13 protein-coding genes are annotated in these 16,490 nt (G+C 48.2%); 6 read left to right on the plus strand and 7 right to left on the minus strand.

The genetic code is table 11. The features are described 5' to 3' along the window. Positions 1-86 precede the first annotated feature (86 nt). Complete coding sequence (gene cobN / locus E4K71_RS14930) at positions 87-3,821, minus strand: cobaltochelatase subunit CobN (RefSeq protein ID WP_135080978.1); 3,735 nt, start codon at positions 3,819-3,821, stop codon at positions 87-89. A 62-nt stretch (positions 3,822-3,883) separates the two neighbouring features. Here cobN and E4K71_RS14935 point away from each other — a divergent pair, with 62 nt between their 5' ends. From E4K71_RS14935 to E4K71_RS14945, 3 genes are all read left to right on the plus strand, one after another. Continuing rightward, entirely contained in the window at positions 3,884-4,405 is a 522-nt protein-coding gene (locus E4K71_RS14935; RefSeq protein ID WP_135080980.1) for an N-acetyltransferase, read from the plus strand. A gap of 150 nt (positions 4,406-4,555) precedes the next feature. After that, positions 4,556-5,335: a toll/interleukin-1 receptor domain-containing protein gene (locus tag E4K71_RS14940; protein ID WP_135080982.1), complete on the plus strand. Its 780-nt coding sequence runs from the start codon at positions 4,556-4,558 to the stop codon at positions 5,333-5,335. Between the two features lie 152 nt (positions 5,336-5,487). Beyond that, complete coding sequence (locus E4K71_RS14945; protein WP_135080984.1) at positions 5,488-6,075, plus strand: rhodanese-like domain-containing protein; 588 nt, start codon at positions 5,488-5,490, stop codon at positions 6,073-6,075. A 50-nt stretch (positions 6,076-6,125) separates the two neighbouring features. Here the strand turns inward: E4K71_RS14945 and E4K71_RS14950 are convergent, their stop codons facing one another. From E4K71_RS14950 to E4K71_RS14960, 3 genes are read right to left on the minus strand one after another with little or no spacing between them, the layout of a single operon-like run. After that, complete coding sequence (locus tag E4K71_RS14950) at positions 6,126-7,739, minus strand: ABC transporter ATP-binding protein (protein ID WP_135080986.1); 1,614 nt, start codon at positions 7,737-7,739, stop codon at positions 6,126-6,128. Further along, positions 7,736-8,758 carry an ABC transporter permease gene (locus E4K71_RS14955; RefSeq protein WP_135080988.1) on the minus strand — a complete coding sequence of 341 codons (1,023 nt, stop codon included), beginning with the start codon at positions 8,756-8,758 and terminating at the stop codon, positions 7,736-7,738. The genes E4K71_RS14950 and E4K71_RS14955 overlap by 4 nt, the downstream gene beginning before the upstream one ends. Before the next feature lie 4 nt (positions 8,759-8,762). After that, positions 8,763-9,851: a microcin C ABC transporter permease YejB gene (locus E4K71_RS14960; protein ID WP_135080990.1), complete on the minus strand. Its 1,089-nt coding sequence runs from the start codon at positions 9,849-9,851 to the stop codon at positions 8,763-8,765. A 143-nt stretch (positions 9,852-9,994) separates the two neighbouring features. Here E4K71_RS14960 and E4K71_RS14965 point away from each other — a divergent pair, with 143 nt between their 5' ends. From E4K71_RS14965 to E4K71_RS14975, 3 genes are read left to right on the plus strand one after another with little or no spacing between them, the layout of a single operon-like run. Continuing rightward, entirely contained in the window at positions 9,995-11,401 is a 1,407-nt protein-coding gene (locus tag E4K71_RS14965; RefSeq protein WP_135080992.1) for a DNA-3-methyladenine glycosylase 2 family protein, read from the plus strand. Next, positions 11,402-11,905 carry a methylated-DNA--[protein]-cysteine S-methyltransferase gene (locus tag E4K71_RS14970; RefSeq protein WP_135080994.1) on the plus strand — a complete coding sequence of 168 codons (504 nt, stop codon included), beginning with the start codon at positions 11,402-11,404 and terminating at the stop codon, positions 11,903-11,905. 45 nt (positions 11,906-11,950) lie between these two features. Further along, a complete protein-coding gene (locus tag E4K71_RS14975; protein WP_135080997.1) occupies positions 11,951-12,742 on the plus strand; it encodes a hypothetical protein in 792 nt (263 codons plus the stop codon). Positions 12,743-12,799: 57 nt separating this feature from the next. Here the strand turns inward: E4K71_RS14975 and E4K71_RS14980 are convergent, their stop codons facing one another. The 3 genes from E4K71_RS14980 to E4K71_RS14990 all read right to left on the minus strand — a co-directional run bounded on the left by E4K71_RS14980 (position 12,800) and on the right by E4K71_RS14990 (position 16,307). Then, the gene (locus E4K71_RS14980; protein ID WP_135080999.1) at positions 12,800-13,186 is read right to left on the minus strand and encodes a polymer-forming cytoskeletal protein; all 387 of its coding nucleotides are present in this window, start codon (positions 13,184-13,186) and stop codon (positions 12,800-12,802) included. A gap of 139 nt (positions 13,187-13,325) precedes the next feature. Continuing rightward, entirely contained in the window at positions 13,326-14,726 is a 1,401-nt protein-coding gene (locus E4K71_RS14985) for a methyl-accepting chemotaxis protein (protein ID WP_135081001.1), read from the minus strand. A gap of 183 nt (positions 14,727-14,909) precedes the next feature. After that, positions 14,910-16,307 carry a methyl-accepting chemotaxis protein gene (locus E4K71_RS14990; RefSeq protein ID WP_167730613.1) on the minus strand — a complete coding sequence of 466 codons (1,398 nt, stop codon included), beginning with the start codon at positions 16,305-16,307 and terminating at the stop codon, positions 14,910-14,912. Between the last annotated feature and the right edge of the window lie 183 nt (positions 16,308-16,490).

Here is a 16,490-nt window from a genome sequence, read left to right on the forward strand (position 1 = left end):
AAAGTTTAACTCATTGAAAATAAATAAAAATTTACCTTTTGTTAACTTTTAGAAACACACCTCAAAAGCGCTCAAACCCAAGGGATTTAAAGCTCTTGAATCATCTCTTCGATCATAAATCGGGCCGAATTTGACCGTGGATTCCACAAGCCCCGCTCTTGTGCCTCTTGAAAACGTTCCAGCATTTCTTTTAATGCCGCTGGATTATTCTCTTTAAGGAAGTGATAATTTTCCTCCTCCATCACATAAGCCTCAAACACAGCATCAAAATGATGGTGCTTTACACAATTGGCTGTGGCCGCAAAGGCAAACATGTAATCCACAGTCGCCACCATTTCAAAGGCACCCTTATAACCATGACGTTTTACGCCCTCAATCCATTTTGGGTTCACTACACGGGCACGAACCACACGGGCGATTTCTTCTTCCAATGTGCGAATACGCGGGCTTTCCGGGCGGGAATGGTCATTGTGATAGACTGTGGGGGCTTCGCCGCCTTTCAGGCTGCGGATGGCGGCGCTCATGCCGCCTTCAAACTGGTAATAATCATCACTATCGAGCAAATCATGTTCCCGGTTATCCTGATTTTGCACCACGGCTTCCACGTTGGATAAACGTTCTTCAAACAAACCATGAGCAGTTTCCCCGCCACTGCCCTGACCATAGGCATATCCGCCCCAGGCCACATAGGCACGCGCCAGATCATCTGCTGTGTCCCAACCTTTTTCATCAATCAATGCCTGCAAGCCAGCACCATATGCGCCGGGTTTGGAGCCAAAGACACGATAGCCTGCCCGTTTCACCGCCTCTTCTTCACTGACCCCTTGCGCCATCATCTGGGCTTTTTCTGCACGCACACGTGCAGCCAACGGGTTCACATCATCTGCTTCATCCAGCTCAGCCACTGCCCGTGCGGCACTGTCAAAGAGATCAATCAGCCCTGCAAAAGCATCACGGAAGAAACCGGACACGCGCAAGGTCACATCCACACGTGGGCGCCCCAGCGATGTTTGCGGCATAATTTCAAACCCGGTAATGCGACGCGAGACACTATCCCATGTGGGCTGCACCCCCATAAGCGCGAGGCCCTGTGCAATATCATCCCCGCCTGTACGCATATTAGACGTGCCCCAAGCGGTTAAAGCCATGGTACGCGGCCAGTCCCCATGATCCTGCATATAGCGTTCAATCATCAAGCTGGCCGATTTCCAACCCAAGGTCCAGGCCGCAGGCGTCGGGACCGTGCGGGTATCAACGGAATAAAAGTTTTTCCCTGTGGGCAGGATTTCCGGGCGCCCCCGTGTCGGCGCCCCACTGGCACCGGGCAGAACAAATCCACCGTCCAGCCCTTTTAAGATCGCTGCAATTTCTTCATCACCACAAGATTGCACATTGGGTCGAACGACCTCGTCCACATAAGACAGCACCTCTTTTGTGCGTGTCATATAAGGGGAAACATCAATATCATTACTGATTATTTTTGCAGCCAAAATTTCAAGACGTTCCACCGTATCGCCATTGGTGCGCCATGCCCCATCGCCTTGCAGGATTTCAGGTTTCAACCCCGCCCAAGGGCCTGCCATATCACACTCGAGCGGATCAAAATTCAAATCCAGATCATCGGCTAAGGCGCGAATAAGGGAGGCATCACGCCCTTCCCCTTTGTTGCGCGGCACACGTACAAGGGCGACTAGCAGGTCATTGAGTTGACGATCAAGTGGGCTTTCCCCAAAGATATGTAACCCGTCACGAATTTGCAGCTCTTTTAGCTCACACAGGTGATTATCCAGCTTGGCCAGTGCCTCTTCTTCATCATCATCGCGAGCAATGCCGCAATCTTCATCCAGACCCGTTGTGCGCGATAGGGCGAGGATTTCTTTTTTCAACACTTTCAGGCGACGTGGATCAACCCCGGCAGCCTCGTAATATTCATCCACCAACTGTTCCAAATCCTTTAAGGGACCGTAGCTTTCTGCACGCGTTAGCGGTGGGGTGAGATGGTCGATAATCACAGCTTGGGATCGACGCTTGGCCTGCGTACCTTCGCCCGGATCATTGATAATGAAGGGATAAAGATGAACCAGCGGACCAAAAATGGCTTCGGGGAAACACTCTTCTGAAAGCGCAATGGACTTACCGGGCAACCATTCCAAATTGCCATGCTTGCCCATATGGATCAGCGCATGGGCGTTAAACTGCGTGCGCACCCAGGCATAAAAGGCGAGGTAGTTATGCGGCGGGACAAGATCCGGGCTGTGATAGCTTTCCACCGGATCAATATTATAACCCCGCGCCGGCTGCAAACAAACCGCCACATTGCCACAGCGATAAGCAGGCAAAACAAAACTGTCGTCACGATAAAATGGATCATTCGCCGGTTCACCCCAGCGCGCGCTCACCGCATCCTGTACCGATTGCGGCAAGCTATTGAAAAATGACACATAATCATCCACGGATAAACGCTCAATCACATCGCGTTCATCCAGCTTGGTGAAATCGTTAGTCACGCCCGCTTGTAAGCGTTCAATCAGCTCATTGCCATCAGCTGGAATATTGTCCAGATGATAGCCCGCACCCGCCATGGCATTCAGCACATTGACCGAACCTGCAGGCGTATCCAGTCCCACCCCATTGCCCATGCGCCCATCCTTGTTGGGATAGTTCGCCAGCACAAGAGCCACGCGTCTTTTTGCTGCATCCATGTTGCGCAGCAAAGCCCAGTTTGCCGCCAGTTTGGCCGTAAACTCAAGACGATCAGAAACAGGTTGGTACGTGACAATATCACATTGGGTGAGTTCGTCTTTTTGTGCCAAACCTTTAAAGGACACCGCACGTGATAAAATCCGGCCATCAACTTCGGGCAAGGCCACATTCATGGCAATATCGCGTGCAGACAACCCATTGGTGCCGTCTCGCCAGACGTCTTCATTTGAACCGGCAAAGACCACTTGCAGCACCGGGCAATCCACCACATCGAACGGTGTCTTGGTACGTTCTGCATTGGGTTTGGAAAGGGCAAAACCTGTCCCGTTCAAAATCACCGATGTCTTGCTTTGGGCAAGCAGTTCTTCAATCGTACTCGCTGCCACTTCATCTTTTAAACTGGCCGCATAAAGAGGTAAGGGATTAATGCCTTGTTTTTTCAACGCCTCAAGCAACCCATCAATCACCGCCGTGTTGCCTGCCTGCATCAAGGCCCGATAAAAAGTGATGGCCGCAACAGGCTGACCGTCGATCCAATGGGCCTTTCGCAATTCGTCCAGACTGCTGGCCCCATAAATCCCGGCACGCAGTAAAGGGGCAGGCTCTGCCCATTGTGCCTTGCGGCCCAACAGATGGTGGGCAAAATTCAAAAATTCAACGCCATTTTCTGTGCCGCCATGCACACAATATTGCCACAGGCGATGGGTGTCTTCGGCACTGAGAGAAGACAGATTGGTCAGTTCCGCATCCGGTTGATCATCACCGGGTAGCAAGGCCAGTGGAATATTTTTCTCCACACAGGTCCGGGCAATTTCATCAACGCCATATTCCCAATAGCTTTTCCCGCCAAGCAGGCGCACGACCACCAGTTTAGCATGCTGGATAATATCATCAACATACAGGTCCACCGACATATTGTGGCCCATATGAAGAAGGGAGGCGAGCCGCAAGGTCGGGATGGAACGGTCTTGTTCATATAAACGTTTATGAGCCAAGGCTAGACAGGCGAGTTCAGTATCCGCAGCTGATAAAACAACAATATCAGCAGGGTCCTGACCCAGGTCAATCGCCTCAGACCCATCAGAAATCGCACCGGGGGTTGCTGCCAGAAGATGCATTTTTACGTTCCATTTTCCTGAATTTCCTGTTTTATAGAGCAGGCATTAAAGGAAGACAAATCATGATCCGCAAAGCAATTGAAAAAGATCTTAAAGACATTCTTGAAATTCATCGCCTTGCCTTTGGCGAAGAAGATGAAGCCAAACTGGTGGATAACCTGCTCAAAGATGACAGCGCCCAGCCGTGCCTGTCCATGGTCGCAGAACAAGACGGCCAAATCATCGGCCATATTCTTTTCACCAAAGCTGGCATTAAAGGCACAAAGCTGAACGCCTCCCTACTGGCCCCGCTGGCCGTTCATCCTGATTTTCATTTTAAAGGGACCGGGCGACGCCTGATTAAAGCGGGGTTTAAGGAACTGGCTGACCAACACGTCGATCTCGTCTTCGTCCTTGGCGATCCGAATTACTACACAAAATCCGGCTTTAGCCTGAATGCAGGCGCACAAGGCTACCCTACTCCTGTTCCCATCCCACCAAAATGGGCTGATGCCTGGATGGTCAGGAAACTGTCAGACTGCGAAGAGAGCGGCCAAGTCCAGGTCGCCAAAGAAATCAGTGCACCAGAATTTTGGAGCGATTGAGCACAAATAGTCATTCCGCACTTGATGCGGAATCTTTTTCCCCTTGGAACAAGATCCCCGCATGCGCGAGGATGACGACTATTGACTACTTTAACGTCGAAAAATAAAATCAGTAAAATCTTAATAAATCAGACTTGAAGAAGCCCAAGAATGCCTCAAACTCCCCCAAAAGTCTTTATCTCATATTCTCATGATTCAGCCGCCCACAAGCGTTGGGTCGCTTGGTTTGCCGAAACCCTTTGCACAAATGGCATCGACACGACACTTGATCAATGGGACTTGACTGCCGGGGGCGACGTACCAGCTTTTATGGAAAAACAGCTTAAAGAGTCCGATTTTATCCTTCTAATCTGCACAGAAAACTATGTCACCAAAGCTAACGAAGGTCTTGGGGGTGTGGGTTATGAGAAAATGATCGTTACATCTGAATTAATATCCAATATTAATCAGAAAAAATTCATACCCATTGTCAGACAACAAAGTGCGACAAATGTACCAACGTTTATTTCAAGCAAACTATATGTCGACTTTTCCGATGATGAGCACATTGAAAACAGCCTGTCTGAACTTCTTCAAGCAATCCATCACGATAAAGTTGAACGAAAACCCCACATCGGCTCTTTTGCCGGAATATCAAATATTAAAATTCCACACCAAAATTCAAATAGTTCAGTTCCAGTAAAAACGCAGAATAACCTCACAAATGAAGAAATGAAAATTTTCTCTTATATTGTTGTAAGATATGATCAGCATAGAGAAAATTATTGGGATGAGGGCAAGGCCCTTCAAGCCTCCGGCACAGGAAAAATAAGGGCTGAAGTAGCCATAAAATCCTTAATTCAAAAAGATCTACTTACATATGGTTACAATAACAACTTACTACTAACTGACAACGGAAAAGCCTATGCAATCGAACATTCGATTATTTAGTTAGTAATACCACTGTTATTATCTCTTTGAAGTTCCTATGCCTAAATGCTTGAGCGATTGACGCTACATTAGATTTTAATAATTTTATATAGACAAGGCAAGTTCAATACATTAGAAACAACTAAACTTAAATAACAATGAGGATAGTTGTGATGAAAAAACTCGCCCTTTTAGCATTTGGCGCGGCCTGTCTTTCCCTGTCATTTCAAGCCAACGCAGCCCCGGAACCGAAAAAAGCAACGGCACAAGTTGAATCCAAGCTCTATGTCACCGCTTCTGAAGCCTGGGAGATGATGCAAAAAGATGCGTCCGTTATCCTGATTGATGTGCGCGATCCCATCGAAGTGATGTTCACAGGTTTCACAGATGAAGCCGATATGCATGTCCCGTTTCTGTTAAGTGATCGCAGCAAAAAGCACCCAAAGAAACCTGTCTATAATATGGTGAAAAACCCCAAGTTTCTGGAACAGGTTGAAGCAAAACTCACTGAAATGAAAGTCAGCAAAGATACAGCCATTATCATGATGTGTCGTTCCGGCAGCACACGCAGTGCGCCTGCGGCTAACATGCTTTATAAAAAAGGCTGGAAAAACACCTATACAATGGTTGATGGCTTTGAAGGGGGTAAATCCAAGGAAGGTAACTCTAAAGGCGTGCGTGCTGTAAATGGCTGGCGCAACTCCGGCCTGCCTTGGGGCTATAAGCTGAACATGGACAAAATGTATTTTGCCCAACAGTAAAGCCTGCATTGCAAAGACGTGAAAAAAGGCTGGCCTTGTGCTGGCCTTTTTTATGGATGGACCACATCCATCTCATCTGCCTGAATATCAAAGGCAGCAGCCATCAGCGCCTTGGTATAGGCCGTTTGCGGCGCATCAAAAATATCGTCACACCCGCCCTGTTCGACCACGGCCCCATTTTGCATAACCATGACCTTATGACTCATAGCGCGCACAACTTTCAGATCATGACTAATGAAAATATAGGCGAGATTATGTTTGGTTTGTAGATCGCGCAACAGCTCAACAATTTGCGCCTGCACGGACATATCGAGCGCACTGGTGGGTTCATCCAGAATGATCAAGCGGGGCTTTAAAACAACAGCACGCGCAATGGCAATACGTTGGCGTTGCCCACCGGAAAATTCATGAGGATAACGGTCCTGAGCCTGACGCGGTAGTCCAACCTCTTCCAGCACATCCCCAATCAATTGACGGCGTTCTTCGTAAGTGCCACCCATTTTATGAACGAGCAAACCTTCTTCGACAATCTGATGAACAGACATACGTGGAGACATGGAGCCAAAGGGGTCTTGGAACACCATCTGCATTTCTTTGCGCAAAGGGCGTAGCTCTTTCTGGCTCAAGACTTGAAGATCCGCCCCATCAAACACCAAGCCACCATTACTATCTTCCAACCGCAAAATAGCACGACCCAGAGTGGATTTTCCCGACCCGGATTCTCCAACTACTCCCAAGGTCTCACCTTGGCGCACGGTTAAGGAAATGCCATTTACCGCCTTGACATGACCAACGGTGCGCTTAATCACCCCACGTTTAATCGGATACCAAACCTTAAAATCTTCCACACGCAAAATCTCTTTTGCAATCTGATCATAATCCGGCTCCCCACTGGGTTCTGCGGCCAAAAGCTTTTGGGTATAGGCATGCTGGGGACGTTCAAATATCTCCACACAGTGTCCGCTTTCCACAATCTGTCCCGCATTCATGACACAGACCCGATCGGCCATATGACGCACAATGCCCAGATCATGAGTAATCATTAAAATTGCCATGCCAAGCTTTTCTTGCAGCTCTTTCAGCAACTTCAAAATTTGCGCCTGAACCGTTACATCCAAGGCTGTTGTGGGCTCATCTGCGATCAGGATATCCGGTTCATTGGCCAATGCCATCGCGATCATAATGCGCTGCTGCTGTCCCCCGCTAAATTGATGGGGTAAGGCTTTCAGGCGATCTTCTGTTGTGGCCTCTTCCAACCCAACCAGTTTGAGTAGCTCAATCACCCGTTCACGCGCCTGACGTTTGGTCATTAATTTGTGCACAAACAGCACTTCGGAAATCTGGCGCTCAATAGAGTGCAGCGGATTAAGCGAGGTCAGCGGTTCCTGAAAAATCATGGCAATACGATTGCCACGGATAGAGCGGATTTTACGTTCCTCACGATCAAGTAACTCTTCACCATCAAAGATGATGGAACCACGCGGATGATGGGCACGCGGATAGGGCAGCAGTTTCAAAATAGAAAGGGCACTGACCGATTTACCGGAACCTGACTCTCCCACCAAGGCCAACGTCTCACCTTTCTCCACAGAAAAAGACACACCGCGCACCGCTGGGGCATCACCGAAAGACACATGCAAATCTTTGATCTCTAACAGGCTCATTGCAGGGTCTTCCTTGGATCAAAGGCATCACGCACGGCTTCCCCGATAAAGATCAGTAAAGACAACATCACAGACAGCACAAAAAAGGCCGTCAGCCCCAGCCAGGGCGCTTGCAGATTATTCTTGCCCTGGTTCAACATTTCCCCCAGTGACGGGCTTCCCGGTGGCAAGCCAAAGCCAAGAAAATCCAGCGCTGTCAGCGTGGTGATGGACCCATTCAGAATGAAAGGCAAGAAGGTAAAAGTCGCCACCATCGCATTGGGCAACACATGGCGGATAATAATGGTTTTATCATCCACACCCAACGCCTTGGCAGCACGCACAAAATCAAAGTTACGTGCGCGCAAAAATTCTGCCCGCACCACACTGACCAAAGAGACCCAGCTAAACAGTAACATCAAGCCCAGCAACCACCAGAAATTCGGTTCCACCAGTGAGGCCAAAATAATCAGTAAGAATAACGTGGGCAGGCCGGACCAAATTTCGATAAAACGCTGCCCGACCAGATCAATCACCCCGCCAAAATAGCCCTGCACAGCCCCTGCGGCCACGCCGATAATAGAACTGGCAATCGTCAAGATTAGACCAAACAGGACAGAAATGCGAAAACCATATATAAGGCGAGCCACCACATCGCGGCCCTGATCATCGGTACCCAGCCAGTTTTCCTCACTGGGCGGGGCAGGTGTGGGGACATTTAGATCATAATTGATACTATCATAGCTATAACGCACCATAGGCCAGACAATCCAGCCCCCTGCATCGGTAATCAGGCTTTGGACTTCCGGGTCGCGATACTCCGCCTCGGTCTCAAAAAAACCGCCAAAGGTGGTTTCAGGGTATTCGGTCATAAAGGGCGTATAAAGACTGCCCTCATAAGAAATCAACAAAGGCTTGTCATTGGCGATCAGTTCTGCAAACAGCGACACCCCAAACAAAATTAAGAACAGCCACAGGGACCAAAAGCCCCGTCTGTTCTTTTTAAAATTTTCCCAGCGGCGTTGATTAAGCGGTGTCATGGCTCTACCTCGACTCAAAATCAACGCGCGGGTCAATAATGTGATACATCACATCACCGATCAAATTCATAATCAACCCGAGCAAGGTAAAGAAATAGAGCGTACCAAACAGCACCGGATAATCCCGGTTGATCGCCGCTTCAAACCCCAGCAAACCCAACCCGTCAAGGGAGAAAATAATCTCCGTCAGCATGGAGCCTGTGAAAAACACCCCGATAAAAGTGGCCGGAAAACCTGCGATGACAATCAACATGGCATTGCGAAACACATGACCATAAAGCACCCGATTTTCATGCAAGCCCTTGGCACGTGCGGTAATGACATATTGCTTGTTAATCTCTTCTAAAAAAGAATTCTTGGTCAACATGGTCAGACTGGCAAAACCGCCGATGACCATGGACAAGACCGGCAAGGCCATATGCCAGAAATAATCCAGGACTTTATCCAGTGTATTGAGTTCCGCCCAGTTATCGGACACAAGCCCACGAAGGGGGAACCAGTCGAGATAACGCCCGCCGGCAAAAACAACAATCAATAAAATGGCAAAAAGAAAACTCGGGATCGCATTGCCCAAAATCACCAGACCACTGGACCAGACATCAAACTTTGATCCATCGCGCACCGCCTTTTTAATGCCCAAGGGTATGGAGATGAGATAGACCAGCAAGGTCGTCCAGATCCCCAGTGAAATGGACACAGGCATTTTATCCAGCACCAGATCGACCACACTGTCATCACGATAGAAACTATTACCGAAATCAAAGCGGATATAGTTGCCCATCATGATGAAAAAGCGCTCGTACGCAGGCTTATCAAAACCAAACTGCTGTTCAATCTCTTCAATCAATTCCGGTGGTACACCTTGGGCACCGCGATATTTGGAACTTTGCGCACCAGAGCCACTGCTTTGAACTTCCGATCCCCCCGTGCCAGAAACACGGGCTGTCGCATCAACGGCTTCACCCTGAATTTTTGCCAGCATCTGTTCGACCGGGCCACCGGGGGCTGCCTGAATAATCACAAAATTCAACACCATAATGCCCAGCAAAGTTGGCACAATCAGAAGCAGGCGTCGAATAATATAAGCAAGCATGAAAAACAAAAACCTTGGTTTCGATCCAAACAGTTGTATGAAAGCTCACCTCTAACGTCAAGCTGCGTCTCCCTGTCCAGTGGAAAACACATCCATGTCCGAAAATGGCGAGTGTTTGCCCAAAGATCATGTAGACTACTTCCATGACACATCTTGACCATGACATATGCTATCAGGCGCTCAAAACCCGTGATGTCCGTTTTGACGGACGTTTCTTCACAGGGGTGACATCCACCGGGATTTTCTGCCGACCGGTCTGCCCAGCCAATACACCAAAGCCTGAAAATTGTACGTTTTTCCCTTCTGCCAGTGCAGCTCTTAATGCCGGGTTTCGCCCATGCTTGCGCTGTCGCCCGGAAAGCGCACCGGCCAGTGCGGCTTGGCGGGGGACAGAAACAACAGTGCGTCGTGCCTTGCGCCTGATTGAAAACGGTGTTCTGGATGAAGGCAATAAACTGGAAACCTTATGTGAGCGCTTAGGCATTGGTGAACGTCACCTGCGTCGCCTGTTTCAACAACATCTGGGGGCTTCGCCCAAACAAATTGCCCAGACCCGGCGTTTAATGTTTGCCAAGAAATTACTGGTTCAAACCGATATCTCCATTACAGAGGTCGCACTGGCTTCCGGTTTTAATAGCCAGCGTCGTTTTAATGATGCCTACCAGAAAACATTCGGCTTTCCCCCCAGTCACGAACGTAAAACCTTACAATCAAGACCCCAGACAACAAAAGAAACCATTCTTTATTTCAGTTATCGCCCCCCCTATGACTGGCAGGGCCTACTGGCTTTTTTCAAAGAACGGGCAATTGACGGGATTGAACAGGTTACAGATCACGCCTACAGCCGTCATATTTCCATTGATGGTCATCACGGTGACATCACCCTGACATGTGAGGCAGATAAACATCGCCTTAAAGCCAGCATCCGTCATATCCCCGTGCAATATTTGCGAGATCTTTCGCTTAAAATTCGTCGCATGTTTGATATTGATGCAGACCCTGATGCCATTGCCCATGATCTCAGCCATGATGAAGCACTTGCCCCGCTTATTGCGCAAACCCCTGGTCTGCGCCTGCCCGGTGCCTGGGACAGTTTTGAAATTGCGGTTCGTGCGATCATCGGTCAACAGATCAGTGTAAAAGGGGCACGCACCATTTGTTCGCGTCTGGTTGGCCGCATCAACACGGGCCTTTTCCCCACGCCTCAAGATATTTCAGAGGCAAATCTTGATGGACTGGGGTTAACCGGGCGACGGATCACCACCTTGAAAACACTGGCGCAAAATTGGCAAGAACTGGATGGGGCCGCCCCTTTGGAAAAAACCCTACAAGATTTATGCAGCCTGCCCGGTATTGGCCCGTGGACAGCCCATTACATTATCATGCGCAGTTTTTGCGAACCAGATATTTACCCGCTAGACGATCTCGCCCTGTTGCGCGGACTAGAAAAGCTTGGCCTGCCTGCAACAAAAAAAGATTTACACATGCGTGCAGAAAACTGGCGCCCGTGGCGGGCTTATGGTGCGCTTTATCTGTGGAAGGCTTCTTAAATGATACAGCTTTATAGTGAAACGTTCCCAAGTCCGTGCGGGGAACTGTCCATTGTTTTTAATGAACAGGAAACCCTTCTTCATCTTGATTTTCCTGACCAAGGAACGCGACAGGAAAAATTGCTGACAAAACGGTTTGGTCGCTTTGAGATGAGCAAAGGGGAAAGCCATCTAATCAAAACACAGATTTTGGCCTATCTGACAGGTGATCTGACAGCCCTGGACGAAATTCCCTGTCAAACAGAGGGCACAGATTTTCAAAAACAGGTTTGGCATGCCTTAAAGGCTATCCCTTGTGGCCAAACATGGAGCTATAAACAACTGGCCCAGCACATTAACAACCCCAAAGCCATCCGCGCCGTTGCCCGTGCCAATGCACTCAACCCCATTTCTCTGATCTATCCCTGTCATCGCGTCATTGGATCAAACGGCACCTTAACCGGATATGCAGGAGGTCTCAAACGCAAAGAGTGGCTGTTGCGCCACGAAGGGGCCTACCCATAAATACGCAATTGCAAAATCTGTCGCCTTTATAGATGATGCCGCCCTATGACGCTGATTCTGATTAAAATATTTGTGACTGTTTCCATTGTCCTGGGGTTGTCCTTTGTGGCTGAACGGATCAGTCCGCGTTGGGCGGGGCTATTAGGCGGCTATCCATTGGGAACAGCCATTGTGCTGATCTTCATCACCTATCAGGAAGGCGAAATCTTTGGAGCACAAAGTGCCGTTCATACAATAGCAGGTCTCACAGCCAATCTGGCGGTGTTTGTTGCTTATGGGCTTACGCTGACCCTGCGCCCTCAGGCCAGCTTTCTTCTGCCCAGTCTAAGTGCCATTGCTGCTTTTTTTGCCGTTGGCCTGCCCCTGAGCCTCATTGATTTTAGCCTGTGGACAGCGACAGGGTTTCTTCTGGTTATCATCACCCTGTGCCTGTTTGGCTTCAAGAAGTTTGAAGAAATCAAAATCAAAAATGCCGTCCGTTTGGGCCTGTGGGTCACAGGTGTACGCGCTGCCACGGCTTGTTTTGTCGTGCTGTCCATTACCGGACTCGCTCATATCATGGGGCCAAAAATGGCAGGCGTCATGGCAAGCTTCCCCTCCACCGTATTTCCCATGATCGTTATTATGCATTTCACCTATGGGCGTGGTCCGGTGCTGACCATTATCAAACATTTCCCCAAGGGTCTGGGCGCGATGATCTGTTTTGCCCTGAGTTATGCCCTTTATCTGGAAGAAACCGGCCTGTTGTGGGGAACCCTTTTCGCATTTGGGATCGCGACCCTCTATCTTTTAGCCTATTCCATCCTGCAACAAAAAATACGCCCGACTGAACTGTAAGCCAGCGGGCGCAAAAAAACATCAGATCTGAATTTTTTGATTTAAAAGGTCCTGACCCTAAGCAACCGCTCGTAAATCAGCGAGTACTTCCTCAACCGGTTTGCGTTTTTTCAGCAGTTTCAACAGTGGCCGCGGCGTCAATTTTGCCACCACATCGGCCTTTGGGGCCACAGACAGCTGTTCATAAGTCAGCTCCCCTTCCACATGGGCGCCTTTTTCAACAATGACCTGGCGAGCTTGAATATTGCCTTTGACAAAACCTAAAATCCGGACTGTTTCAGCGACAACAGTTCCCTTAACACAGCCTTTGCGACCGATCACAAGGTTATCAACTTCGATATTTCCTTCAACATTACCGCGCAGGTCCAATTCCCCCTGCCCTTTAATGTCAGCATGAATAATGCGATTGCGTTTTACGATCGCTTTTCTTGGTTTTAAAAACATGGCTTCAGACCTTTCTATTCCAATTCTTTTTTAGGTTCTCGCCATAGTATCTGAAGGACGTAAACAAGCGGTTAACAGCATGAAAAAAAAGACATATCAATTGATATGTCTTTTTGAAGATTTTTATTTTGTCAGGCTTTTAGCCGTTATCGCCTACAAAAGCAATCAATTCATCAAGATATTTTTGTACTTCTTTTGACGGCTCTTCAACTTGCTCGACTAAAGAAATTGCCTCATCCAAGTCATGGTTGTTATATGCCCGTGCAGCGGCAATCCCCAACGCATGTACACGCTCATGCGGCGGATCAATGGCAGCAAAGGCTGGGTGAGATTTCACCACTTCATCCTGATCGCCGAAATACCATTTACCCAAACGACAATGCTGATGATCAGCCAACTCGTTGGGATCAAGCTTGGCACGGCCCACCAACATATCGGCCAATTTTTTGCGCCAAACCATATGGTCGGCCTTGGCACGGATCAAATCACGGGCACTGAACTTATTGCGCATCAACGCGTCCATCTGTTCGGTCAACAGCGTTTCTGTATGATCCATCTGATCCAGAACATTGGTATTGGCCTCAACATTTTCACCGGCCATCTCAGCAATGAGAGAAGCATGACGTGATGTTTCACCAATAACGGCCTGTTGCTGTTCAAGAACATTGGCAACTTCCTGCATGTCACAGGTTACACTATCCACACCCTGGTCAATCTCTTCCATATTTTTCAGGGTCGAGGTGATAATCTGCTGACCATTTTCAACGGCTTCTGCCCCTTCTGACATGGAAGTTGTGATTTCCTCCATCTCATAGCGCAACCGTTCAATACGATCATTGATATCCCCTGTGGCACGCTCCGTCTGATTGGCAAGATTTTTCACCTCAGAGGCCACAACCGCAAAACCTTTACCGGCTTCGCCTGCGCGTGCAGCCTCAATTGTTGCGTTCAGGGCCAACAGGTTGGTTTGGGATGCAATATTATTGATCAGGCCAACCACTTCACCAATTTGGCTGGAAGCTTCTGCCAGATCTTTCAATTTATCGACACCGTGGCTTACAGACTGGGAAATCGCATTAATCGCATTGATGGCTTCCTGCGACCCTTCCATACTTTGTTGCACAATGCCCTGCAAGGTGGTGGCTTCTTCAGAACTGTGATGGGTATTGCCTGCAATTTCACGAATGGAGGCTGTCATCTCTTCCATTGCCGTTGCCAGGCTTTCTGAAACTTCATTGAGCTGTTTGAGGCTTCGTGCAGAATGGGCAACGGAAATAACCGTACTGTTATTGGAAATAGACAGACTGACTGAACGTTTCAACTGACCTTCAGAACGTTGTGCATTTTCATTGGCCAGAATTTTCAATTTTTGTGTCAGCTCGTCACGACCTTCCGGGACTTTGGTAAAGTCACGATCCAACATGGCATTAACTTGCTGCAATGCCAATGTCAGTTCACAATGTTCAGCCTCAGCCACTGATACATCAATATTTGTCTGCTCAACAGCAGGTTCCGTCTTCCTGTTCCCAAAGATCGACATTGCACCCTCACTACCCAGAATTTTCACTTTCTACAAAATTTTGTGTGAAAAATTGCATACTCCTGAAGGCTATACAATAAGATTAGGCATCTGTAAGTGACAATACGTAAGTATAAAGAGTAAAAAGGGGACCAAACCCAGCCCCCTTTTCAATGTTAGATTTCAGATAAAGAAAAAATTCAATTAAGAATACAGGGTCGAAACATATTCGATCAGCTCATCGAGATATTTTTGCACCTGTTCAGACGGGCCTGTAATGGCCTCCACCAATTGGATCGCCCCGGCCATATCCCCTTCGTTATACGCTTTAGCCGCCGCAATCCCTTTGGCATGAACTTCTTCGTGGGGTGCATCAATCGCAGCAAAAGACGGATGGCTTTTGACACGTTCGTCATGTTCCCCAAAGTACCATTTGCCCAAACGGCAATGTTGGTGGCTGGCCAACTCGTCCGGGTTCAGGCTGACACGGCCAAACAGCATATCGGCCAGTTTACGACGCCAGATCATATGGTCGGATTTTGCCCGGATCAAATCACGTTCAGGGAAATCATGACGCATCAAGGCTTCCATCTGTTCGGTCAACATGGTTTCAGCATGGTCAATTTCTTCCATGATCTCCACGTTGGCCTGAACGTTTTCATCCGTCATCAACGCCATACGATTGGCGTTCTCAGCCGTGCGTTCGCTGATATTCTTCTGTTCGTTCAGAGCATTGGCGATTTGTTGCATATCGGTTGTGACACGGTTCACACCAGAATCAATTTCTTCCATCCCTTTCAGGGTTGAAGTAATAATCTGCTGGCCTGTTTCAACCGCTTCCACCCCACGCGACATGGAACTGGTGATAATGTCCATTTCCTGACTTAAACGGTCAATACGTTCATTAATATCGCTGGTGGCCCGTTCTGTTTGATTGGCAAGGTTCTTCACCTCAGAGGCCACAACGGCAAAACCTTTACCAGCTTCACCTGCACGTGCCGCCTCAATAGTCGCATTCAAGGCCAGCATATTGGTTTGGGCTGCAATATCATTGATTAGCCCAACAACTTCACTGATTTGACGAGAAGCTTCGGCCAGGTCTTTTAATTGTGCGACTGCCTGATGGACAGACTCAGAGATATTATTGATCGCGCTGATCGCCTGTTGTGATTCCTGCATGCTCTGATGCACAATGGTTCGAACATGTTCGGCTTCTTCTGTGCTGTGCTGCGTATCCTGTGTAATCACGCTGACCTGTTGAGACGCCTGTCCCATAGAACCGGCCATTTCTTGCGAGATACCATTAAGTTCACGCAACGAGCGGGCTGATTTGGCAACCGCAATAACGGTATGGTTATTGTAAATCGACAAATCCACAGAACGCTGCAACTGGGTTTTGGCCCGGCGTTGGTTTTCCTGTGCGATCTTTTTCAGGTCATCCGTCAACTCATCATTGCCGTTTGGAACACCGCTGTAATCACGTTCCAGAATGGCACTAACTTGTTGACGCATCAGATTCATATCCGAGGCCACATCCTGTGCCACTGTCGTCAGAACTTCAGAAACTTTAACTTCTGTTTGTTTTTTACCAAACCAGGTCATATTCCACCAATGATTGCTATTTGACATGTTTTTTTTGGAAATTATCACACGAGATATGAATATCAATACATTATTCTTTGCTCATAAGTATTATAAACAAAAGACTTATAAGCATTGCACTAAAGTATAATGATTATCACTCTTAATTTCAATATCTAAATAGTTGAATTATATTATTCTAAT

The sequence above is a fragment of the Terasakiella sp. SH-1 genome (genome assembly GCF_004564135.1).
In the GTDB taxonomy this organism is placed as follows: Bacteria; Pseudomonadota; Alphaproteobacteria; order Rhodospirillales; family Terasakiellaceae; genus Terasakiella.